Source organism: Candidatus Palauibacter sp., from assembly GCF_965197445.1.
Classification (GTDB): domain Bacteria; phylum Gemmatimonadota; class Gemmatimonadetes; order Palauibacterales; family Palauibacteraceae; genus Palauibacter.
This window is the reverse complement of the sequence record NZ_CBDANE010000005.1, coordinates 303,221-325,602: the sequence shown is the minus strand read 5'-3', so window position 1 is coordinate 325,602 and position 22,382 is coordinate 303,221. Positions and strand designations below refer to the sequence as shown.

Sequence of the window (22,382 nt, the reverse complement as noted above, 5' to 3'; positions counted from 1 at the left end):
ACGGAACGGCTCCAGCTTCGCACGGAGACTCCTTCACGATACCGGTCGATGTTCGGTCGCGGACGGTCGCTCTCGCGACCCGGAGCGACAAGATGTCGACTCAGCTACAGACCCAGCCAGTGCTCGAACTTGATGAGGAAGATGTTGGTTGAGGGGATCCGGGCGATGTCGCCGACGTCCCGTCCAAAGCGGAACGAACCGTCGTTGACAAAGGACTGCTGGTCGCGGCTCCACACCAGAAACACCGTCGATCCGGGCCGATACTGCCAGCGCAGGACCAGGTTGGAACGGAACGATTTGATGGTGAAATCCGGATCGCCGAACGAAAAGTCCGGCGCCCCGTCGGAGTCGTCGTCTACCTGGTATAGCCCGAAGCCGTTCGCATCCAGGCGACGTACCTCGCGATCACCGTACACCCGAAAACGGTCGCCGAAGCTCGAAGCCCGCGGGTCGTCGACCTCCATCCAGCGATCGTAGGTTCCGGCGCTGACGAAGGGCTGCGCGTAGAACTGCAACGAGAGGTCCGGGCTGAACGTGTAGTTCAGCCGCGAGGTCAGAGAGACCGTTTGCTGGCTCAGACGCGCGAACACGTAGTGTGCCCCCGCCGAGGAGCGCGGTTGGGCGACATACTGCCAGGCCCGATCATTCCTGTTGAAGCTCGGACCGAGGTTGAGCTGGAAGCGGCTGGACGGTTGAATCGTCACGTGGGGTGAGAACCCCCAGCGCCCCGTCCCCGTGCCGTACTCTCCGCCGAAGTTGAAGACCGCGCCGAATTGCACGGCCTGGCGGGAGTCCGTGAACATCCCGGCCCAGCTGCTCCAGTGGTTGGGTGCATAGAGGGCGGGTCCGCCACGGAGCGACGTGGTCGCCAGGCTCGCCCGATCCTGGCCCAACCCGAAGAAGCCGCGCCAGAAGTTCTTCAGCTGGAAGTGCCCGTTCACGTTGCCGCCCAGAAACAGCCGTTCGCCGCCGTAGTTCCAGCCCGACCACGCAGCGGAGTTGAGTCCCCAGCTACGGAACGGCCCCTGCGGCCGAAACTGCTGATAGCTGAGCCAGGCCGCGCCCGTGTGCTGGTCGGCGTTCTGCTGGAATCCGAGATCGTTGGCTTCGAACCCCGGCGAGCGAGTCTCCCCGAACAGTCCGTACTGCCAGTTCCCTCCTCCCACCTTCCCGACGCTGAGCAACGCCGTCATACCCATGAGTCGCCTGCGGGTGGGATCGAACTCGAGATGGTTGGCGTCCGGCCGCTGGAAATAGCGGACCGAGGAACGCTGGATCCGCTCGATCGCCTCCGCGCTCCCCAGCACGGTACTCCCGAGCACGTGCCCGTCGATCTCGTAGTTGCCGCCTGCGAACCGATGCCGGAAGTCGACGCCGCCCGTGTACGCCGCGTCGGCCAGGAAGTCGACGCCCCCCCCGTCCTCGACCCGCCGATGCGTGGCGGTGGCGATGAGGCCGATCGCGCTCTCGCCGTCCCGGAAGTCTTTGATGATCCGCCCCATCGCGTAGTTCGTCACCGGTTCCACGAGCTGTTCGCCCAATGCGCCCGCCGGGGAGGAGAACCTCGTGGTCTCGCTTCCGGTGAGTGCGTCGAGAAAGCCGATCGACCAGCCGTCCGCCGTCTTTCCCGACAGCTTCGCCGCGCCGAGGATGTTCGTCGCGTCCGGGGCGTCGCGATACTCCACCGGGCTCGTCACCGATCCCTGGGGAGAGCGTCCGACCCGGCGGCTGTAGAAGAGCGACTCGTTGTTGTCGTCGCTGGGGGGACCGATCGAGAACTCGAAGATGTCCGATCCCTCCTGGAAGAACGGCCGCTTCTCGGGAAAGAACGTCTCGAAGGCCGTGAGGTTCACGACGGACGGATCCGCTTCGACCTGCCCGAAGTCGGGGTTCACGGTCACGTTGAGCGTGAGGTTGTCCGTGATCCCGTACTTCAGATCGCCGCCCACGGTCTGATGCAGGGCGGTCGCCGTGTAGAATGGGTCCGCCGCCGTGCCCGGCTCGCGCGTCGCCGACGAAAGCACGTAGGGGCGCACCTCCAGGTTGCGTCGCGGCCGGATGCCCTCGAGGTCACGCAACGTGCCAAAAGCGGACACGACCCGAGAGCCGTCTTCCGGTAGCGGTGACCAGACGCTCGACTCCTCAAGGCGGGCAATCTCACGCCAGAAGTTGATGCCCCACGTGCTTCCGGCGCCGTTCACATCGGATCTCGCGAACCTGAGCTGCGAGAGAGGGATGCGCAGCTCCGCGCTCCACCCCTCCTCGTCGGTCCGTGTCGCGCTCTCCCACACCGCATCCCACTCGGCGTCCTCCCCCGTATCAGAGAACATCAGCCAGTCGCTCTGGACACCCGCGACGCTGACCGAGAAACGGAACGCCGTGCGGTGGTCGAAGTAGCTGTCGAATGCCACGTGAAAAGCATCCGTCGTCACTTCCTCGTCGCGGCGCGCGAGCCGGCGGATGATCCCGCCGGGGTCTCGGTCGTACATCCGCGCGCCGATATAGACGGCGTCGTCGGTGTAGAGGACGCGCACCGCAGTCCGCTCGCTGGCCGGCTGGCCCGGATCGGGCCTGAACTGGACGAAGTCGCTGGCGAGCGGCGCCATGTTCCAGGCGTCGTCATCGAGCTGCCCATCGATGACCGGAAGCTCCGTCGCCCGGACGGCCTGGATCGCCGGCGCGGCGGCGGCGCGCGCATGTGTCTCGCCGCTGATGGCTGAATCCTGGGCCGCCAGCGACCCCGGGGAGCTCAGAAAAAACGCGAGTATCAGCAGCAGCCGCGACGCCGCAGCGTCATCTATCAACAACCGGGAGAGTCTCAAGAATCACCTTCCTGAACGGCCCACATCCGTATGCCCGGAGCCTGGTGGGGTGTGCCGCTCCGCCAGATTCAGAGGATAGGACGCAGCGGTCCGTCGAAAGGTTGTGGTTCCGCGTGGCGTCAGGAGCCGGCGGCCTCCAGTCGGGCGATCTCCGCCTCGGCGGCGATGTAGCCGAAGCCGGCCCAGCCCGTACCCTGAAGAATGCGGCGGTACATTTCCTCCGCCTGCGCCTCACGACCATTGTAGAGATGCCAGGTCGCCACCCCATAGGCGATCGCGACGCCCGATGGATCCTCGCTCTCCGGATCCCACAGGTCGTCCGCTTCGAGTTCTCCCTTGTACATCAGGAGCAGCCGGTGGTAGCTGGTGTTCTCGATGACGTCGAGATGGGCCGTCACGGGTTCGAGAACGGCTGCGGCCTCCGCGTCCCTGCCCAGGCGACGGAGGGCCATGTACCACCAGTGCGAGATCGCTACGAGCTGGTCGTGATTCGTCGTGACCGCCATGTAGTCGGCGTACGAATCCAGCGCCGTCTCGAAGTCCCCGCTCAGGTAGAGAGCCAGCGCCAGATGGTAGTGGATGTTCGACTGGAGCGTGCTCGTCGGGATGCCGCGCTCGTTGGGCTGGCCATCGGGCTCGACCTCGTCGGGCTCGCCGCGAACGAGGTCGGCGGCGTACGAAAGATCTTCAATCGCGCGGTCGAATTCACGCACGCTGATCCAGCGGTGCCCGCGGTGGCGGTACATGCGCGCATCGTCCGGGTGCTTCTCAATCCCCTCCGAGAAAACCTCGATCGCCTCGCGGTAGGATCCCATATACGCGACCCGGCGACCCAGCCAGATGATTGCGTCCGCGTCGTTCGGGTCCGCCTCATAGTCCTCGCGGGCGCCTCTGACGTCGCGTCCCTGCCGAGCGGCGACCTCCGCGCGGGCGGGATTCGGGAAGAGGGGCTCGCCGAGCAGCGAGAACGCCTCCGCGCCTTCCGGAAGCATCTGCCCCTCCCCGGCCGTCCCCGCTTCGTCCGCGCCGCCTCCGCAGGAGATCAGGCCGAGGGCGAGAACGAAGGCGCCGAGACTCCATCCAGTGCGTTTCATCACGTTCCTCTCAACAGGATATTTCCAGGGCCCAAAAAACCCGGAAGCGATTCCGGACGTACGGTGAACGATCGAATATCAAGCCGCCCCGCCGGGGCCGCCGCAAGGGAGAATCCCATGGCTGCAGATGCCCAGAGCGAAGCCCGTACCGAAGAACACACCGAAGAACACACCGAAGAACACAGAGTGCGAGGCGTCAACCTCGTCAGGAAGATCAAGGAAATCATCCGCGAGGGAAACGTTCGTCGCCTCACGATCCGCGATGAGAACGGCAAGGAACTGATCGAAGTTCCTCTCTCGCTCGGTGTCGTGGGGACGTTAATGCTGCCCGCCTGGGCGGCGATCGGCGCCCTCGCCGCGCTGGTGACGAACTGCTCGATCGTCGTCGAGCGCCGGGAAGACGGGCCGGGTGAGCCCGCGGAGTCGGACGAGTCGGACGAGTCGGACGAATCCTCTACCAGCGAATGAGGGCGCTTCCCCACGTGAACCCGGATCCGAACGCCGTCAGGCAGAGGAGGTCGCCGCGTTGGAGTCGACCCTCCTCCACGCATTCGTGGAGCGCGATCGGCAGGCTCGCGGCGGTCGTGTTCCCGTAGCGCTGGATGTTGTTGTAGACGCGGTGGTCCGGGAGCTTCAGCGCCCGCTGGACCATCTGGCAGATCCGCAGGTTCGCCTGGTGGGCGATCAGCATGTCGACGTCGTCGATCGACAGGCCCTCCGCGTCGAGCGCCTCATGCACCGCCTGCGGCATGCGTGACACCGCCTGGCGAAAGACCTCGCGCCCGTCCATGCGAGGGCATGTGAGACCCGCGTCGATGTGCCCGTGCGTGATCAGAGGATTGTACTTCGAGGCCGGAGCCTCCACCCACAGCTTCTCCGCGAATCTCCCGTCGGCGTGGATGTGAACCGACAGGATACCTCGCTGCGACCCCGACCCGTTGCGGTTTCCGCGACCATCCTCCGCCGGACCGAGGATCACCGCTCCCGCCCCATCGCCGAACAGCACCGCCGTATCGCGGCCGAAATCATTCTTGTGCAACCCGGTGGAATGGACCTCGGTGCCGACCAGAAGCACCCGTGCGTACCGCCCCGTGCGGATCCACGCGTCGGCGACCGAGAGTCCGTACAGGAATCCGGTGCACTGATTGCGGACATCGAGACAGGGAATATCGCGGATCCCGAGTTTGCGCTGAAGGAAGACACCGGTGCCCGGGAAAAAATGATCCGGCGACAGCGTGGCCACGATCAGACAGTCGAGGTCATCCGCCGTCATCCCGGCCCGCTCCAGCGCCAGGCTCGCGGCCCCGGCTCCCAGATCGGAGCCCGCTTCGCCTTCCTCCACCCACCGCCGCTCCGCGATTCCCGAGCGCTGCCGGATCCACTCATCCGAGGTATCCATCATCGACGCGAGTTCGTCGTTGGTGATCACTCGGTCCGGTACGCGGAATCCGGTAGAGATAACGTGCGTCCTGCGCATCTGGAGGCCTCCGTCGCTCACGGGTGGCGTGCGCGCGTACGATCGCTTCGATTTGACTGAGAGCGCCCCTCGACCCGCCGGGTCCGGGAGCGCAGTCGGCACTTCCCGGGCCGGGACGCCCGGACTACGACCCTCACCCGAAGGGAGGGATCACCCAATGTCCATGCCCCGCCCGATCCGCCGCCACCGTCTACTGCTGATTCCGGCCCTGGCCGTCGCGCTCCTCGCAGTCTCGCTCTCCGCCTGCGCGCCCGGAGAGAGCGGATTCACGATCGACTACGAGAAGTACGAGCTGCCCAACGGCCTGGACGTGATTCTGCACGTCGATCGCTCCGACCCGGTCGCCGCGGTCGCGATGACCTTCCACGTCGGATCGTCGCGCGAAGTTCCGGGCAAAACCGGCTTCGCGCACCTGTTCGAGCACCTCTTCTTCCTTGACTCCGAGAACCTCGGGCCCGGTGGCCTCGACCGTCTCATGACGCGCGTGGGCAGTTCGACCAACGGATCGACGAGCCGCGATCGAACGAACTACTTCGAGGTGGTGCCGAACGACGCCCTGGAGAAGGCGCTGTGGGCGGAGGCCGACAAGCTCGGGTTCTTCATCAACACGGTGACCGATGACGTCGTGGCCAAGGAGAAGCAGGTCGTGAAGAATGAGAAGCGCCAGGGGGTCGACAACCGGCCCTACGGTCACTCGAGCTTCGTCATCGATCAGGCGATGTATCCGGAGGGGCACCCATACCGGTGGCAGGTCATCGGGTCGCTCGATGACCTCGACGGGGCGATGCTCGTCGATGCGAAGGACTTCCATGCGAAGTGGTATGGTCCGAACAACGCCACGCTCGTCGTGGCCGGAGACATCGACATCGCGCAGACGAAGGAGTGGATCGAGCGGTACTTCGGAGAGATCCCCGCCCGTCCCATGCCCGAACGTCCGGAAGCCGCCGGAGGTCGTCCTGGAAGCCGCGCCACGTCTCTTTCACGAGGACAACTTCGCGCAGCTCCCGCAGCTCACGCTCTCGTGGCCGACCGTCCCCATGTATCACCCGGACGCCTACCCGCTGACCCTGCTCGCCAGGTTGCTGACGGACGGCAAGACGGCGCCGTTCTACGAGGTGATCGTCGAAGAGGACAAGCTCGCCCCATCAGCGAGCATGTTCGCGTTTCATCAGGAGCTGGCGGGCCAGATGCGGCTGACGATCCGGGCGTTCCGGGATACCGACCTCGACGCGGTGCACGGCGCCGTCGAGAGGGCCTTCGCGCGGTTCGAGGAAGAGGGCGTCTCCCCCGCCGATCTGGGGCGCGTGAAGGCGGGATACGAGACCTCGTTCTACCGGGGACTCTCGAGCGTGCTGGGCAAGGCCTTCCAGCTCGCTCAGTACAACATCTTCGCGGGCGACCCCGGCTACGTCGCGAACGACATCGAACGGATCCTCTCGGCGACGGAAGCCGACATCCTTCGCGTCTACGAGACGTACCTGGCCGGCCGTTCCTCGGTCGCGACCAGCTTCATCCCCCGCGGCCGGCCGGAACTGGCCCTCGAGGGATCCATGCGCGCGACGGTCGTGGAAGAGCCGATCGTGCGCGGCGCCGAACCGGCGGTCGTGATCGATGACCGCGGCGACATCCCGTCGACCCCATCACAGATCGACCGCTCGATCGAACCCGGGTTCGGTCCGGCGCCCAGCCTCTCGGCGCCGGCCGTGTGGACGGCGAAGTTGGCCAACGGCGTGCCCGTCACGGGCATCGAGGACCGGGAAACGCCGCTCGTGCAGTTCGAGCTTCGCCTGACCGGCGGGCTCCTGCTCGAGGGGCCGGAACGCATCGGTTCCGCCAGCCTGCTGGCCGAGATCATGACGGAGGGCACGGCGAACCGGACCCCGGAGGAACTGGAGCAGGCCATCGACGCGCTGGGGGCCTCGATCTCGGTCACGTCGGGGCGCGAGAGCTTCGTGATCAGGGGATCGAGCCTGAACCGCAGCTTCCCGGAGAGCATGGCTCTGGCCGAGGAGATTCTGCTGGAGCCGCGCTTCGACCCGGAAGAGTTCGAGCTCGCCCGGGACCGGGTCCGGAACCAGTTGCGCCAGGCGTCATCGTCTCCGACCGCGATCGCGCGGGACGTGATGACGCGGCTCCTGTACGGCGACCACATCCTGGGCAGCAACGCCGCCGGCACCGTGGAGGGAGTCGAGGTGCTCGGCCTGGACGACGCGCGGGCCTACTACGAGCGCGCCCTGACGCCGGCCCGGGCCGTCGTGCATGTGGCCGGTGCGGTGACGGCGGACGAGGTGGCGGTCGCGCTGGAGGGCATCGGTGCGCGCTGGAGCGGCGGGGCCCCGGAGCTTCCGACCGACCCCGCGGCCCAGGCGTCGTCTCCCGGCCTGTACTTCGTCGACGTGCCCAACGCGACGCAGTCGGTCCTGCAGGTCGGCTACCTGGCACTGGCCGAGACCGACCCGGACTTCTGGCCCGCCCAGGTGGCGAACTTCCGGCTGGGCGGCGGCGGCTTCGCTTCGGATCTCACCCAGATCCTGCGGGAAGGGAAGGGCTACACTTACGGCGTCGGCTCCGGTTTCCGGGGCACGAAACTCAGAGGTCCGTTCCTGATCTCGTCATCTGTCCGTTCGAACGTCACCTACGAGTCGCTGGAAATCATCCGCGATCTGCTGGACAGCTATGGTCCCGAATTCGACGAAGAGGACCTTGCAGCCACGAAGAGTTTCCTTCTCAAGACGAACGCCGGCGCGTTCGAGACGCTCGGGAACAAGCTCGGGATCCTGGCCGACATGAGCGCCTATGGTTTTCCGGCGGACTACCTGCTGCGCCGGGAGTCCGTCGTCCGGGAGATGACGGTCGAGCGGATCCGGGAGCTGGCGGGGGAGCATCTGGACCGCGACCGTTTCATCTGGCTGGTGGTGGGCGACGCGCGCACACAGTTGGACCGACTGTCGGAGTTGGGGATCGGCGAGCCGGTCCTTCTCGACCGTTCAGCGGTTCCCGCGAGCGCCTCGGACGTGAGCGCCAGGCGCAACTCACCCGGGCAACAGGGGCTGGATGATGTGCGCTGATGTCACAAAGTCGGACCGTTGGACCGGCCGCGCGGCGCTGTATGCGGGACTCCTGATGGTATCCGGAGCTTGCGGGCGGGATGCCGAAGCGCCGGCGGAGGCGATGCGCGGCATCGATGAGGCTGGGCTGAGGGAGCACATCTCGGTCCTCGCTTCCGACGAGTTCGAGGGCCGCGCTCCGGTCTCCCGGGGCGAAGAGCTTACGATCGCCTACGTCGCGGAAGCGTTCGAAGCCGCCGGCCTCGAGCCCGGCAACGACGGGGAATGGCTCCAGCCGGTCCCCCTCGTCTCGATCACGGCCGATCCGGAGATGCGACTCACCGTCTCCGGGGAGAGCGGCGAAACGGCGCTCGAGTACGGGACCGGGATGATGGCCTGGACGAAGCGGGTTATCGACCGCAGCGTCCTCCGGGATTCCGAGCTGGTGTTCGTCGGCTACGGCATCGTCGCCCCCGAGTACGGGCGGGACGACTACGCCGGGATCGATGTCGCCGGGAAGACCGTCGTCATGCTCGTCAACGATCCCGGATACACGACCCACGACCCGGCCCGCTTCAACGGCCGCGCGATGACGTACTACGGCCGGTGGACGTACAAGTTCGAGGAGGCCGGTCGGCAGGGGGCCGCGGGCGCCCTGATCATCCACGAACCCGGCCCGGCCGGGTATCCGTGGGAAGTCGTGGCCGGCAGTTGGTCCGGCCCTCAGTTCGCCCTCGTCGCCGAGGACGCCAACCTCTCCCGTCCTGCGGCCGAGGGCTGGCTGACGCTCGAAGCCGCCGCCGCCCTGTTCGAGCGCGCCGGACTCAGCCTCGAGACGCTCAGCGCCGAGGCCGCGAGCGAAGACTTCGGGGCGGTGTCCCTCGGGCTGACGGCGAACCTGGAGATCCTCAACCGGATAGAGCGCTCGACATCGCACAACGTGGTCGGCCGCCTGACCGGATCGGAACGCCCCGAGGAAGCGGTCATCTACATGGCCCACTGGGACCATCTGGGCAGGGACGAGACGCTCGAGGGCGACCAGATCTACAATGGCGCGCTGGACAACGCGACGGGGGTCGCGGGCCTCATCGAGATCGCCGCGGCCTTCGGCGGCCTGGAGCGGCCGCCGGCCCGCTCCGTCCTGTTCCTCGCCGTGACCGCCGAGGAACAGGGGCTTCTCGGCTCCGATCACTACGGCGAGCATCCCGTTCATCCCCTGAACCAGACCGTGGCCGCCATCAACATGGATGGCCTGAATACGGTGGGGCCGATGAACGACATCACGGTCGTCGGTCTCGGCAACTCCGCGCTGGACGACTACCTTGAAGCTGCCGCCTCGGGGCAGGGCCGCGTGATACGCCCGGATCCGGAGCCCGAAAAGGGCTTTTACTACCGGTCCGATCACTTCAACTTTGCGAAGCGCGGCGTGCCGGCCCTGTACACCGGCTCGGGGATCGACCACGTGGAGCGGGGCGAGTCGTACGGGCGGCGGATGCGCGAGCAATACACCGCCGACCGGTATCACAAACCGGCGGATGAGTACGATCCGGCCTGGGATCTGGACGGCGCCGTGGACGACCTGAGGCTGCTGTTCGACGTGGGCTACAGCTTGGCGCAGGGGGCTGAGTGGCCCAACTGGCGCGACGGGAACGAGTTTCGCGCCGCGCGTGACCGGATGATGGACAACACGGGCGCGGGTGGCTGACCCCGGCCCCGACCTCAACGCACAGGAGAATCCATGAACAAGCGTCTCGGTATCTTGCTCATCCCAGTTGTCGCCGCCGGACTCGTCGTTGGCTGTGGCGGCGGCGACGAGCCGATGGAGCCGGCACCGCCTGCGGTGACCCCGCCGCCCGATCTCTCCGGGACGTACACTCTCGTGTCCCTGACCGGGGCGATCACCGGCGGGCTCACGGTTGGGCCGCCGGCCGTTATGGGTACGTTCACGCTTTCCCAGGGCGCTCCCACCGGCGACACTGCAAGCGGTATGCTGAGCTTGAGCATCTCGGCGCCGGCTCTTCAGTTCATGCTGGAGGACCAGGGCACCTTCACCATACGTGCCGACGGGAGCTGGGAGCAGCGGGCGGAGACGGGACAGGCCGTGGGCACGTTCACCCTGGCGGGCAACGTCCTCACCGTCGTCGTGACGGAGCCCGCGACCGCAGCTTCGACAACGGTTTGGCAGCGGCAATAGCAGCCGGCTTCCGCCGATGTCTCGCGTCCGGCGCGGCGCTCGCCGTCTTCCTGGCGGGCGTCCCGCTGGCCGCGCAGGCGCAGGACGCGGTGCGCGGCCGTGTCCTCGACGCGGAGACGCGCGCCCCGATCGCCGGGGCGACCGTATTGATCCGCAACACGCCGCTACGCGCGACGAGTCGGTCCGATGGCGGCTTCGCGATCGCCTTACCCTCTGAGGGCACCTATACGCTGATCGTGGTCGCCCCGGGCTTCCGCCTGACCGAACGCGAACTGCAGGCCGACCATTCGGGCGAACTCAGCATTCTGCTCGACCGCCAGACGGTCACAGTGCCCGAGCTGACCGTCACGGCGAGCCGCTCTGTCGCCCGCCCCGGAGAGGCCCCCGTCAGCGTCGCTGTCATGAGCGGTGAGGAGCTTCACCATCGCCACCCCGTCACCCTCGACGAGGCGCTGCCCTTCGCGCAGGGCGTGATCTTCAACTCCGGACAGATGGACATCCGAGGCTCCACCGGCCTCGCGCGAGGCGTCGGGAGCCGGGTTCTCATGCTGCTCGACGGCCACCGCGTCTTGTCCGGTGTGGGCGCCTCGATCGACTTCGGCGGTCTCCCCGTGCTGGACGTGGACCAGATCGAGATCGTGAAGGGCCCGCATTCGACGCTGTGGGGCACGAATGCGCTCGGCGGCGTCGTGAACGTGATCACGAGACGCCCGTCTGCGGAACCCGAGACGATCGTCAGGGGGTACTACGGCCTCTTCGACACCCCCTCGGGGATGTCGTTCACGGAGGAGCGCCTGAGCAGGGAAGGGATCGCGATCCACCATTCCCGCCGACTCGGCGACGTAGGCACGACGCTGTTTCTCGGGCGCGAGGAGTCCGATGGTTTCCGGCAAAACGGAGAGCTCGGGCGCTGGCGCGTGCGGCTCAAGACCGTCTTCCCCGCGGAATCCGCCAACCCCTGGGAAGTCTTCGTCAACTGGACGCGGAAGGACGAGGAAGAGTTCTTCACCTGGCTGTCAGCGGATCGCCCGCTCGAAGTGGACCCCACCGAACTCGGGGACTGGATCCGTACGGACGATCTCGTGTTCGGTGTGACGACGAATCCGATCGTGACGCCGAAGCATCGCCTACAGGTGCGGCCGCACGTCTATCACGCGCGATCCCGGAACTACTTCCACGACAATGAGGACTTCCACCGCTCGACGCGCCTTGGCACCGACATCCAGTGGTCCCTCTTCCCCAATCGGTCGCATGTCTTGACCATCGGCGGAGAAGGAGCGATGACCGGTGTGTCCTCGAACTTCCTGGAGCCCCCGCCCGACGTGAAGGATTTCGCGGTGTTCGCGCAGGACGAAGTCGCGTTCTCCGACCGGGTGCATGCTTCGGTGGGGTTGAGGCTCGACTACCACAAGGCTTCGGCGGCGATGAGGGACCTCGTGCTCAACCCCAAGCTCGGCGTCGTGTTCGCGACGAGCGAGCGGCTGAGCCTGAGGACATCCTTCAGCCGCGGATACCGGTCACCGAGCGTGTCGGAACAGTTCACGTCGACGACCCAGTTCGGTTTCCGCGTCATCCCCAACCTCGAGTTGCGGGGAGAGTCTGCATGGGCCCGGGAGGTTGGGGCGACTCTGCACCTCAGCGACCGCGTGTGGGTCGACGCCGGCTTCTTCTGGAGCGAATACACCGACCTCATCGAACCGACACCGGCACCGAACAACATCTTCACGTTCCAGTTCCGCAACGTCGCCGAAGCCATGGTTCGGGGGATCGATGCGGGGCTGCGGCTCGGGGTCATACCGCGTCGCCTCGACTTCAGCACCACCTACACCTTCCTCGACACCGAGGACCACGGGACCGGCCGTGCGCTGCCCTACCGCTCGCGCCACAACTTCACGGCGACGATCGCGGCGTGGCGGCAGCTCGTCGCCATCGACTTCCGGTACCGGAGCCGGGTGGAGGAAGTTCTCGCGTTCCCGCTCGACGACCGGGATGCCATCACCCTCGTCGACATACGGGCCGGGATCCGGATCCTGGGGACCACCGTGCAGGCCAAGATCCAGAACCTGTTCCAGACGACGTACGTGGATGTGCAGGAGCGGAGTCCGGGACAGACCCGAAGCTTCCGTCTCACGGTAACCCCCCGCTTCTAGCAGTCTTGTGACGACAGCCCCCGTAGCGGGCCGCGCTCCGGTGTCCTGGTCGATTGCCGGGGTCCTGCTGGCCTCGTCAGCGCTGGCGGGCTGCGATCCGGCGCCGTCCGGCCCGGCGGCCGGCGACGTCGACCGGGCCCGATTGCTCGCAACCGACACGGTCGCCGCGGAATGGCTGACCTCCGGCCGCGATTTCGGCGAGACGCGGTATTCTCCGCTTGGGCGCATCCACGTCATGAATGCGGCCGCCGTGGGTCTCGCCTGGGAGTACGAGTGGCGGTCGCACGTCGGGTCCGTTCACTGGGGTCTCGAAGCCACCCCGGTCGTCGTCGATGGCGTGATGTACTCACCGGGGCCGTGGGGAAGCGTGGCGGCGCTCGACGCGACGACGGGGGAAACGGTCTGGCGCTACGATCCCAAGGTCGATCCGAGCTACACCCGGAAAGGCTGCTGCGGTCCCATCAACCGGGGGCTCGAGATGTGGGAGGGCCGCGTCTATATCGGCACCTTCGATGGATACCTGGTGGCGCTCGACGCGGCGACAGGCGAAGAGGACTGGCGGGTGGACACCTTCCTCGACCGGTCGCTCTCCTATACGAGCACCGGCTCCCCGCAGATCGCCGGTGACGTCGTCGTCCTCGGCAATGCGGGCGGGGACTTCGGAGTCCGGGGATACATTACCGCCTACGATCTCGACACGGGAGAAGAGCGGTGGCGCTTCTTCACCGTGCCCGGGGATCCGGCGGCCGGCTTCGAGCACCCGGAGGTGGAACTCGCAGCGCAGACGTGGGACCCGGACTCCGCCTGGGAAGGAGGCCTCGGCGGCACGGTGTGGGGAGAGCTGGCCTACGACCCGGTGCTCGACCTCCTCTACGTGGGGACGGGAAACTCCTATCCCTATCCCATCTGGCACCGGAGTCCTTCAGGCGGCGACAACCTCTACCTGGCTTCGATCCTCGCGATCGACCCGAAGAACGGGCGCCTCATCTGGCATTACCAGACAGTGCCCGGAGAGATCTGGGACTATACCGCGACCCAGAACATCATCCTGAGCACGGTCCTGATCGACGACCAGCCGCGCGACGTCCTCCTCCAGGCGCCGAAGAACGGCTTCTTCTACGTGCTGGATCGCGCTACGGGTGAGCTGCTTCAGGCCGAGAATTTCGTGACCGTGAACTGGGCACAGGGAATCGATCCCGAGACGGGCCGACCCATCCCGAACCCCGACGCGAACTATCGCGAAGAGCCGAGGGTCGTGTTCCCCTCTTCGGCGGGGGGCCACAACTGGCAGCCGATGTCCTTCAACCCCGAGACAGGCGTCGCCTATATCCCCGCCCGCGAGCAGGCGATGCTATGGCGGTCGCTGGATGTGTTCGACCACCGCCCCGAGGTCGCGTACCAGGGATTCGCCGCGAGCTGGCCCCCGTTCCCGGAGGAGTACGCACACCTGGCCGAGGGCCTCCCCGACATCGGCCCCAACGAGTTTCTTCTTGCCTGGGACCCCGCAGCGGGCCGCGAGCTGTGGCGCGTCCCGCGCGGGAGCATGTGGAACGGGGGTACGCTGGTCACGGCCGGGAACCTCGTCATTCAGGGGACGGCGGTGGGGACGCTCGACTTCCACCAGGCCGACACCGGAGAGCGCATCCATACCATCCATCTCGGCACCGGGGTGATGGCGGGTCCCATGACGTACGAGGTGGACGGCGTGCAGTACATCGCCGTCATGGCCGGCTACGGCGGGCCGAGAGGGTCCGCGTACCCCCTCGGCTCAGCGGCCTACGACTACGAGAGCTTCGGACGACTGCTCGTGTTCAAGCTGGACGGCGGGGACGTGCCGCTTCCTCCGGCTCAGGTAACGCCCTCCACGCCCGAGCCGCCGGATCTCGCCGTCGACATGGACCGCGTCCGCCGTGGAGCCGAGCTGTTCGGCCTTCACTGCAGCATCTGCCACCGTGCCGGCGACGAGCACCTCTCGGCGTATCCGGATCTGCGCCGAATGGACGGCGGCGCGTGGGAGAGCTTCGATGCCGTGGTGCTGGGCGGCGCGCTCTCCGCGAACGGCATGGCCGCGTTCGGCGACCTGCTCACGCTCGAGGACGCGACCGCGCTTCGGCACTATCTGACGAGTGAACAGCGCCGCCTGTGGGCGGCCGAATCGACCGAGGGTAACTGACGGGCTGTCAGTTACCCGCCGAACCTGCCCTTCGCTCGGTGTCGTCCACCTCGAGTACGATCGTCTGCTTGAGGTCCCGGTTGATGAAGATCGAGAACGTGTGCCCTCCGTACTTCTGGAAGGTCAGGTTGCTGATTCCCACGACGTGATTGAAGGTCGCCGACTTCCCCGGCGCGGCCTGTACGGAGAACCCGCCCTGAACCTTGAACAGTTCCTCGCCGTCCGCGTCCATACAGCGGATTTCCAGCTCGTGCTGCCGGTCGATCTCGGCGGGTTCGGCCCTGATTCTCAGGACCAGCTGCATGGACGGGTGGGTAACCGGCACAGTCGCCGCGAAGAGCGTGTCGAACAGCCCCATCAGGTTGAGCTTGCCGTCGTTTGACGTATTGGCGCAGTCGGCCAGCGTTGCCAGCACGATTTCCATTCGTGGTTTCTCCCTGGTTGTATCAGGTCGGGCCGCCGCGGCGAACCCGGAACTCGGTTCAGCCGAAAATGCCGGCCACGATCTCGAGGATCGCCTCGAACACACTGGCGGCCGCCTCTCCTACGACCTCCAGGACCGCCGGGGCCGCTTCCGCCGCCGCCGCCACGGCGTGCCCGGCCACATGCGCGCCCACGAACACGAGATCCGGCGCCCAGAAGAGCGTCCCGAACAGGATATCGGTCGAAGCATCTCCGGCGGCGCCCCCGAGCTTTCCACCCTTCCCCCGCTTCGCGACGAGCCGGTCCCGTTCCAGATCCCAGATCGCCTCGAGTTCGTGGTGGTCGAACCACACGCCCCTGCAGCGCTTGCACACGTCGAGTGTGAGCGCGGACTGGCGGACCTGCAGCATCGTCCTGTCACACGAGGGGCACCTGAGTCGCGTCCTGGCCCCGCAAGCCCCGCACTCCGGCGCGTCGCGGTCCACAAGCGCCCGGCACGTGTGGCACTGAGCCCGGTGCCGCTCGTCCCGGGCGGGGATCCGGGCCCACAGCGACTCGGGTCGCTCGGAACGCAGCCGCTGCACCTCCCCCAGCTCGAACCACATGCCGCCGCAACGGGGACAGTGGTCGAGCGTCAGCGGGCCGGAGCCGTCGGCAGTCCCCGCTCCCACGGTAGCCTTCTCCATCTTGACCCCGAGACAGACAGGGCACGGCCAGCGCGTCTCGCTCACGGCTCCAGCAGTCCTTTCGCGGAATCCTTCTCCGACAGATGCCGCACGTCGTCGAACGTGTACACGAGCAGGCCCGATTCCGTGATCTCGATGTCCGCCAGCTCCCGCGCCATCAGTTCGTTGAGCAGTTCCTCGGCCATCGTGGTGGGCACCGCCAGCTCTCCCGCGACCTCGACCGCGGTGAGCCGCCCGTCGTGCCGTCCCGCCATTCTCAGGATCTCCGCCTCGAGCGTGTCGCGGCGGAGTTCCTCGCGCCTGCGGTCGATCCGCCGGCCGACCCCGAAGTGACTCGCCAACAGCCAGGCGCCCCCGGCTCCCGGCAGTCCGGCTCCGATCAGGAGCGCAACAATCGTGCTCACCGCGAAGGGGTCTGCGTCCGCACGCAGGAACCCCGCCACCATGAACAGAGCCAGCGCCAGAAGGGCGCCGCCTCCCACGAGCTTGCCCACCGGTCAGCCTCCGATCCCGGTCCGGGACGCCCAGCCGCGAACGGTCTCGTGATGCGCGGCCCAGGCGTCCCATGCCGAGCGGGCCCACTTGCGGACCCGCTCCTGATGATCGGCGGCACTCGCGGCCGCCGCCACATCTACGACGGTCACAGCGCCGAGGTTCTGCGGGGGATCCAGCCATGCAAATGCATCCGCCAGCCCTCGCTTGGCCTCCTTCCTCACCTCGGACGACCGATCCGCGGGCCACCCCAGTTCCAGCATCGCGTAGAGCGCGATCAGGTGGACGGCCACCGACTGGATCGTCTGCGGCGACGGTGTACCCGGGTGCTGGACCGCGTAGGCATCGACCGTGAGCGCATGGACCTGGAAGTAGGCGCGGCGGCTGAACTCCTTCGCCAGCACGCGGCCAAGGGTTTCCCAGCAGCCGGGCGACGCGTCCAGGTAACGGTGCGTCGCCCCCTCGACGCGGGGGACCAGCGCGCCGCAGCCCCGGCACGGCTCGATTTCAGCGGCGGGGGTCAAGCGAGGGGCGACCTTCGGGCGAGCGCGGAACCTCGAATCTGCCGTGGCCTCCGGCGCCTCACGCCGGATCACCTTCGTACACGAAACGTTCCACCGCCCCATGAATCCGTGACACGGTCCCCTCGCTCGGAGTGCGAGTGACCCGGCTCACGACCCACGTCACGACGAAGTTCACCGCCAGCCCCCACACCCCGCTGTGCAGCCCGAGCGGATGCGGCACGATCCAGAGCGTCACGATCAGAGTCGCCAGGCCGGTGGCGATCCCCCACAGCACGCCCGCGCTCGTGGTGAGGCGCCGGCTCGGGAAGCAGACGCCCAGGATCGCCGGCATCAGCTGCAGCGCCCCGGAACCCGAGAGGGAGACGAGGATGACCAGGAACTCGAACGTGTTCACGGAGAGGGCATACCCCACGCCAAGCAGGGCCACGACGATAAGCCGGCCGATGAGGATGTAGTGCTTCGCGCTCGCGTCCGTGCGGATGTAGCGCTGGTACACGTCGCGCGTGAGCACGGTCATGTTCGCGTGCAGCATCGAATCGAGCGTGGACATCGCCGCCGCCGTCGCCCCGGCCAGGATCACGCCGGTCAGCCAGGCCGGCGCGTAGGCGAACAGCATCTCCGGGAAGATCCGGTCGGGAATCGCGATGTCCGGCATCACCAGCGCCCCGCCCAGACCGACGAGCGCCGCCGGGATGTAGAGCGTCATGAGATAGATCGGCGTCGTGGCGCCCAGCCACTTGATCGTGCGCCCCGAGACCGCCGTGTAGTACCGGATCAGGAGATGCGGCTGGAAGATGATCCCGAACGAAAGGACGACGACCATCCCGAACCACATGCCCGGAGTGAAGAAGCCCTCCGGTCCCGGAAGAGTGAGAAGATCGGGCCGCTCCGCCGCCACTCGCTTCCACAACTGAATCGGGCCGCCGAACAGCTTGAAGGCGAGCACCAGCGCGCCCACCCACACGGCGACGTACATCCACACGCCCTGAATCACGTCTGTCCAGTACACCGCCCGCAGCCCGCCCGCGATCAGATAGCCCGCCGCGACCACGAGCAGAATCAGCGTGCCCAGTTCGAACGAGATCCGATCGCCCGACGCGACCGAGAGGATGTAGCCGAGGCCCGCCGCCTGGACCTGAATGTAGAGGATCGTGAACACGACCGAGACGATGGCCGTCGCCACCCGAACCCCGTCCGACTCGTAGAAATCGGCCAGCATATCCGCGGGCGTGATGTAGCCGAACGTCTTGCCGAGCGCCCAGATCCGGCTCCCGAGCACGTAGGTGATCCCGCCGACGAGCACCGTCCACGCGCCCGCGGCCCAGAACCCGATCCCGTGCGTGTAGAAGAACCCGCCCGAACCGAGGAAGGCGAACGCGGAGTGGTAGGTGGCGACGACCGTCAGGTAGAGGACGATGAACCCGGCCTTCCGCCCGTACAGAAGGAAGTCCTCCAGGTCCACCGACATGCGCCGGTTCGCGACGGCCCCCAGCACGATCGTGGCCAGTAGGTAGACGAAGATGAGTCCGGTTGCGACGACCCAGGGTTCCATCAGAGTTCGCGCCTCATCGCCCACCCGAGAACCCCGATGAGGAGGATGTAGAGGACGAGGAGATAGACGTACAGGAACGGCAGCCCGCCCAACCAGGGTTCGATACGATTGCCGATCCAGAACACGAGCGGGGGCTGCGTGAACGCGAACAGGCCCAGGAAGAGGGCCAGGATCAGCCGGCCGGCCGGAGTCCGCGGCAGGTAGTGAGACCGGAAGCGTTCCATGGCCGCAACCTAGCCGGCCCGCAGCGTCAGCGGCCAGCGGGGGCGCCGGGAACCGGCGTCAGCGGCTCACGTCCGCTTCAGCGGTTCGCGTCCCCTTCGCCCACGATCGTCACGTCGAACCGGTCGAGCACCAGGTCGATCGGGTTCCCGATCGTCAGCCGGCCATCGCCGGCAAACAGCAGGGCAACCGGTTTGCGGTCGTCCGGTCCCGCGTTGCCGTCACGGTCGAGATCGCGCGCGACGATCAGGGAGCCCGAGTCGCCGCCCTGGCTGAAGTTGCAGCACACCATGATCTGACCGGTGAAGCGGCCGATCTGCGACCCGGCCGACCCGTACGACACGTTGATCGACGTGTTGACCGCCTCCACCTCACCGACCGTGAGGCGCGTCGTCCGCCCGTACTTCTGGACCGGCAGTCCCGGCTTCGCCGCCATCGTCGTGCTGCGCGGCGACCCATAGCCCCCCAACGGCGTTTCCGGCAGCACGTCGTCCGTGCGGGCGATTGCCGCGTCGATCCGGTTGGAGGCGAACGGCGACAGGACCACCGGCTCGAACGCCGCCAGGGTGGCGATCACGTCGGCCGGATCCGCCCCGCCGTCGACCGGCCCCGGTTGCAGGAGCGCGTCGCCGACCCGGGCATTCCCGCCCGGCACGAATACGTGCCAGTTGCTGAGCGCGTATCGTTGCTGGCCGTCCGTCACGACCGCGCCGATCGTCCCCGCCGTCGACCGCGTATGCCCCGTGGAGACGCCCATCGGAACCGGCCGGTCGAAGCGTCCCGTCGGCACTGGCCCCTCGCCTTCCGCGGCTGCGACGGGCTCCGGCGGGAGAATCCGGAACGGCCCGGCCGGCTGCACCAGAACCGGGAACGACCGGAGTTCCCGCGGGAACTCCGCCCGCGGTATCGACGGATCGACGAAGACCTTTAGCGCCGGCCGGCCCGCATCGGTGAACCCGATGCCCACGCCGACCACGCCCGGCACTTCGAACAGGCCCGGCTCGCTGTAGCTCTGTACCTGCATCGCGCTCGTCAGAAGCTCTTCGACGGTCGCACCCGTCGGAGGCAGCGGGGGGAGCGGAGGGCGAGGCGCGGGGCGCGGCGGCGGTCCAGGAGCCCAGTGGGACGCCCGCCAGTGGAGATTCACCCCAACGACGACGGCCACCAGGATCGCGAGCGCGAGTATGAGGTTCCGGCGCGGCGTCATCTCGATACCCCCTGTCCGCTAACGGTCCGGCCGGCTCGCCGGGCCATCATCCTGCGCCCGAAAAGGGCCGCCGCCGACCACGCGCACCGGGTGTCCATCGTACCGGCGGGGAATCGATCTTCGTCCTTCACGTTCGGATACGTACACCTTGAGGCACGGCTCACCCTTGTGGGCTCCGATACCCACGGCGGACACGTCCCGACGCGACCGCAAATCGTTCGCGAGCCGCTTCTGAGCCTGTTCGATCGACCGCTTCATGGGCCTCCTTCCGACTCCCGTTCGCCTGTCGCGGGCACGGCCACCGGCCGCCACGTCACAACCCTACGAGCGACCGGCCCGCGAGGTGTCGGCGCTTCACGGCATCCCTGCCCCGCGGGGCTGGTGTCGGTAAACGACGCCGCCCCGCATCACCAGCACCACTTGCTCGAGCGCGCCGATGTCGGCGGACGGATCCCCGGCCACCGCGATCACATCGGCCGCGAACCCCGGCGCGATCGTGCCCACGACTTCCCCAAGCTCCAGCGAAGACGCCGCCAGGCTCGTGGCCGACACGATCGCGTCCATCGGATCCTGGCCGCCTTCCTGAACGCGATAGGCCAGTTCCGTCCAGTTGCGCCCGTGCGCTCCGGCTACCGCGTCGGTCCCGAACACGATGTCGAGGCCCTCCACGTCCAGAGCCTCACGGAACGCGCCCAGCGCCGTCGGCACCGCCGCACGCATCTGCTGGAATCCCTCTTCGGTGTAGTTGCCGATGCCGAGGTATCGGTCCTGGTTGGCGAAATAGTTCTCGAAGATCAGGTGCGTGTGCGGGTCGTAGAAGAGACCACGTTCGGCGAGGAACTCGAGCGTCTCACGGTCCAGCAGCGCGCCGTGCTCGATCTGCCGGCAGCCGGCCAGGGCCGAGCGCCGCGCACTTTCCGGGCCGTGGGCGTGGACGACCGCGCGCAGGCTGTGGTCGCTCGCCCGGCCACAGGCGGCGTCGAGCTGCTCCTGGCTCAGCGTCGGCGCGCCGCCGACCCTGATGCTGGCGGACGCGAAGATCTTGATGACGTCCGCGCCCGCCTCCGCCAGCGCGTCGACGCGGGCCCGGATCTCGTCCGGTCCGCCGCTCCCGGCCGTGATCGGCTCAATCGACGTCAACACCCTCGGGCCCGGAAGCGACCCGCGGGCGATCGCGTCACGGAGCGGCACATCCTCGGGGCCGCCGAGGCTCTGCACCGTCGTGACCCCGCTCATGAGCATGGTCCAGGCATTCTCGGCCGCGTACAGCACCCGATCCTCTGCCGAGTCCGTCGACTCCGCGCTGTGAAGCCGACCCGTTTCCGCGTCGAAGTGCCACCCGAGGTGGACGTGCGTGTCGATGAGCCCCGGCAGCAGCGTCGCGCCCGGAAGCTCGTACACGACCGCGTCATCCGTAGCGGTGGCCCCGACCTCCGCGACCCCCTCGATCCGACCGCCCCGCACCACCAGCTCCTGGCCCGTCAGCCGCTCACCGCGCCCGTCCAGGATCCGGTCCGCCCGAATCACGACCGTCGGCTCGTCAGCGGCATCCCCGGCCTCCGACGCGCCCGGCCCGGCGCCCGGGGCGCACGCGCCCACCGCCCACACCGGAGCCAGACAGACAAGGGCAGTGCGGCTTACTGCAACCTGACGATGCATGGCACCCTCCGGAGCTTGGGTTCAGGGTCGGCTGGAATCCACAGACTAGTTGCTCGCGGGTGCCTCAGGTAGGATCACGCGACGGCGGCAGCGGATGCCGCAAGGTCTGCGGTCCTGACCCCGGGGAAATCATGATCAAGGTTGTTCGCGCGGCACGTCACTCTCTCACACTCATCGGGCTTGCACTCGTGTCGGGGATTGCCGATGGGCCGCTCGCCGCTCAACCGACGGCCGGCGAGCAGGGTCGACCGCAGGCTGAGGTGTCGGCCGTCCTCGACGCACTCCACGAGGCGGCGTCCGAAGCAGACTTCGACGGCTACTTCAGCCTCTACGCCCGCGAGGCCGTCTTCCTGGGGACGGACGCGACCGAGCGCTGGACGCGCGGAGAGTTCATGGACTACACCAGGGCTCGGTTCGACGCGGGAACGGGCTGGACGTACCACATGCTCGAGCGCCACATCACGGTGGCCCCGGGCGGGCGCACCGCCTGGTTCGACGAGCGTCTCGAGAACGCCGGTCTCGGAGAAACGCGGGGCAGCGGCGTGCTGGTGATGGAGGACGGAGGCTGGAAGATCGCCCAGTACAATCTCACCATCCCTATCCCCAACGAGCTGGCCCGCGATGTCGCCCGTCAGATCCGGGCGCTACCGGAAAGCTGAC

At 67.5% G+C, this 22,382-nt stretch carries 18 protein-coding genes and 1 pseudogene; 8 read left to right on the top strand and 11 right to left on the bottom strand.

The features are described 5' to 3' along the window. Positions 1-104: 104 nt before the first annotated feature. Together ACN9M6_RS08700 and ACN9M6_RS08695 are read right to left on the bottom strand one after the other, a co-directional pair. Positions 105-2,822, bottom strand: a complete 2,718-nt coding sequence (locus tag ACN9M6_RS08700; RefSeq protein ID WP_419162536.1) for a DUF5916 domain-containing protein — start codon at positions 2,820-2,822, stop codon at positions 105-107. Positions 2,823-2,941: 119 nt separating this feature from the next. Further along, complete coding sequence (locus tag ACN9M6_RS08695; RefSeq protein ID WP_419162535.1) at positions 2,942-3,916, bottom strand: tetratricopeptide repeat protein; 975 nt, start codon at positions 3,914-3,916, stop codon at positions 2,942-2,944. A 117-nt stretch (positions 3,917-4,033) separates the two neighbouring features. On the opposite strand from ACN9M6_RS08695, the gene ACN9M6_RS08690 reads away from it, so the two are divergent. After that, a complete protein-coding gene (locus ACN9M6_RS08690; protein WP_419162534.1) occupies positions 4,034-4,384 on the top strand; it encodes a DUF4342 domain-containing protein in 351 nt (116 codons plus the stop codon). Here ACN9M6_RS08690 and ACN9M6_RS08685 read toward each other — a convergent pair. Further along, on the bottom strand, positions 4,371-5,393 hold the full coding sequence (locus ACN9M6_RS08685) for a 3-oxoacyl-ACP synthase III family protein (RefSeq protein ID WP_419162533.1): 1,023 nt from the start codon (positions 5,391-5,393) through the stop codon (positions 4,371-4,373). The two genes, ACN9M6_RS08690 and ACN9M6_RS08685, sit on opposite strands and share 14 nt — an antisense overlap. A 157-nt stretch (positions 5,394-5,550) precedes the next feature. Between ACN9M6_RS08685 and ACN9M6_RS08680 the strand changes: the two are divergent. From ACN9M6_RS08680 to ACN9M6_RS08655, 6 genes and pseudogenes are all read left to right on the top strand, one after another. Next, a pseudogene (locus ACN9M6_RS08680) lies at positions 5,551-6,649 on the top strand (M16 family metallopeptidase); the annotation flags it as partial. Between the two features lie 294 nt (positions 6,650-6,943). Then, positions 6,944-8,461 (top strand): M16 family metallopeptidase, encoded by a 1,518-nt coding sequence (locus ACN9M6_RS08675; RefSeq protein WP_419163730.1) that lies wholly within the window; start codon positions 6,944-6,946, stop codon positions 8,459-8,461. Between the two features lie 103 nt (positions 8,462-8,564). Continuing rightward, positions 8,565-10,145: a M28 family metallopeptidase gene (locus ACN9M6_RS08670; RefSeq protein ID WP_419162532.1), complete on the top strand. Its 1,581-nt coding sequence runs from the start codon at positions 8,565-8,567 to the stop codon at positions 10,143-10,145. Positions 10,146-10,178: 33 nt separating this feature from the next. Continuing rightward, a complete protein-coding gene (locus ACN9M6_RS08665; protein ID WP_419162531.1) occupies positions 10,179-10,634 on the top strand; it encodes a hypothetical protein in 456 nt (151 codons plus the stop codon). After that, positions 10,619-12,784 (top strand): TonB-dependent receptor, encoded by a 2,166-nt coding sequence (locus ACN9M6_RS08660; RefSeq protein ID WP_419162530.1) that lies wholly within the window; start codon positions 10,619-10,621, stop codon positions 12,782-12,784. Before ACN9M6_RS08665 ends, ACN9M6_RS08660 begins: the two co-directional genes overlap by 16 nt. A 40-nt stretch (positions 12,785-12,824) precedes the next feature. Further along, a complete protein-coding gene (locus ACN9M6_RS08655) occupies positions 12,825-14,957 on the top strand; it encodes a PQQ-dependent dehydrogenase, methanol/ethanol family (protein ID WP_419162529.1) in 2,133 nt (710 codons plus the stop codon). 7 nt (positions 14,958-14,964) lie between these two features. On the opposite strand, the gene ACN9M6_RS08650 is transcribed toward ACN9M6_RS08655, so the two are convergent. The 8 genes from ACN9M6_RS08650 to ACN9M6_RS08615 form a co-directional block, all read right to left on the bottom strand. Beyond that, complete coding sequence (locus ACN9M6_RS08650) at positions 14,965-15,381, bottom strand: DUF6941 family protein (RefSeq protein ID WP_419162528.1); 417 nt, start codon at positions 15,379-15,381, stop codon at positions 14,965-14,967. 58 nt (positions 15,382-15,439) lie between these two features. Continuing rightward, on the bottom strand, positions 15,440-16,111 hold the full coding sequence (locus ACN9M6_RS08645) for a zf-TFIIB domain-containing protein (RefSeq protein WP_419162527.1): 672 nt from the start codon (positions 16,109-16,111) through the stop codon (positions 15,440-15,442). Continuing rightward, complete coding sequence (locus ACN9M6_RS08640) at positions 16,108-16,560, bottom strand: hypothetical protein (protein ID WP_419162526.1); 453 nt, start codon at positions 16,558-16,560, stop codon at positions 16,108-16,110. The genes ACN9M6_RS08645 and ACN9M6_RS08640 overlap by 4 nt, the downstream gene beginning before the upstream one ends. A gap of 3 nt (positions 16,561-16,563) precedes the next feature. Then, entirely contained in the window at positions 16,564-17,082 is a 519-nt protein-coding gene (locus ACN9M6_RS08635; protein WP_419162525.1) for a DUF5946 family protein, read from the bottom strand. A gap of 58 nt (positions 17,083-17,140) precedes the next feature. Continuing rightward, on the bottom strand, positions 17,141-18,634 hold the full coding sequence (locus ACN9M6_RS08630; RefSeq protein ID WP_419162524.1) for a sodium:solute symporter family protein: 1,494 nt from the start codon (positions 18,632-18,634) through the stop codon (positions 17,141-17,143). Continuing rightward, positions 18,634-18,858: a hypothetical protein gene (locus tag ACN9M6_RS08625; protein ID WP_419162523.1), complete on the bottom strand. Its 225-nt coding sequence runs from the start codon at positions 18,856-18,858 to the stop codon at positions 18,634-18,636. Before ACN9M6_RS08625 ends, ACN9M6_RS08630 begins: the two co-directional genes overlap by 1 nt. Positions 18,859-18,935: 77 nt before the next feature. Then, positions 18,936-20,063, bottom strand: a complete 1,128-nt coding sequence (locus ACN9M6_RS08620; RefSeq protein ID WP_419162522.1) for a hypothetical protein — start codon at positions 20,061-20,063, stop codon at positions 18,936-18,938. A gap of 354 nt (positions 20,064-20,417) precedes the next feature. Continuing rightward, positions 20,418-21,722, bottom strand: coding sequence for an amidohydrolase family protein (locus ACN9M6_RS08615; RefSeq protein WP_419162521.1), 1,305 nt, complete (start codon positions 21,720-21,722; stop codon positions 20,418-20,420). Positions 21,723-21,853: 131 nt separating this feature from the next. Between ACN9M6_RS08615 and ACN9M6_RS08610 the strand changes: the two genes are divergently transcribed. Continuing rightward, the gene (locus tag ACN9M6_RS08610; RefSeq protein WP_419162520.1) at positions 21,854-22,381 is read left to right on the top strand and encodes a nuclear transport factor 2 family protein; all 528 of its coding nucleotides are present in this window, start codon (positions 21,854-21,856) and stop codon (positions 22,379-22,381) included. Position 22,382: the final 1 nt, after the last annotated feature.

Excerpts from the sequence above, each read along its gene's own strand:
- ACN9M6_RS08670 (WP_419162532.1), top strand. The coding sequence starts at position 8,565 with ATGCGCGGCATCGATGAGGCTGGGCTGAGGGAGCACATCTCGGTCCTC.
- ACN9M6_RS08625 (WP_419162523.1), bottom strand. The coding sequence starts at position 18,858 with ATGGAACGCTTCCGGTCTCACTACCTGCCGCGGACTCCGGCCGGCCGG.
- ACN9M6_RS08695 (WP_419162535.1), bottom strand. The coding sequence starts at position 3,916 with ATGAAACGCACTGGATGGAGTCTCGGCGCCTTCGTTCTCGCCCTCGGC.
- ACN9M6_RS08665 (WP_419162531.1), top strand. The coding sequence starts at position 10,179 with ATGAACAAGCGTCTCGGTATCTTGCTCATCCCAGTTGTCGCCGCCGGA.
- ACN9M6_RS08650 (WP_419162528.1), bottom strand. The coding sequence starts at position 15,381 with ATGGAAATCGTGCTGGCAACGCTGGCCGACTGCGCCAATACGTCAAAC.
- ACN9M6_RS08630 (WP_419162524.1), bottom strand. The coding sequence starts at position 18,634 with ATGGAACCCTGGGTCGTCGCAACCGGACTCATCTTCGTCTACCTACTG.
- ACN9M6_RS08620 (WP_419162522.1), bottom strand. The coding sequence starts at position 20,063 with ATGACGCCGCGCCGGAACCTCATACTCGCGCTCGCGATCCTGGTGGCC.
- ACN9M6_RS08615 (WP_419162521.1), bottom strand. The coding sequence starts at position 21,722 with ATGCATCGTCAGGTTGCAGTAAGCCGCACTGCCCTTGTCTGTCTGGCT.
- ACN9M6_RS08610 (WP_419162520.1), top strand. The coding sequence starts at position 21,854 with ATGATCAAGGTTGTTCGCGCGGCACGTCACTCTCTCACACTCATCGGG.
- ACN9M6_RS08675 (WP_419163730.1), top strand. The coding sequence starts at position 6,944 with ATGCGCGCGACGGTCGTGGAAGAGCCGATCGTGCGCGGCGCCGAACCG.
- ACN9M6_RS08690 (WP_419162534.1), top strand. The coding sequence starts at position 4,034 with ATGGCTGCAGATGCCCAGAGCGAAGCCCGTACCGAAGAACACACCGAA.
- ACN9M6_RS08685 (WP_419162533.1), bottom strand. The coding sequence starts at position 5,393 with ATGCGCAGGACGCACGTTATCTCTACCGGATTCCGCGTACCGGACCGA.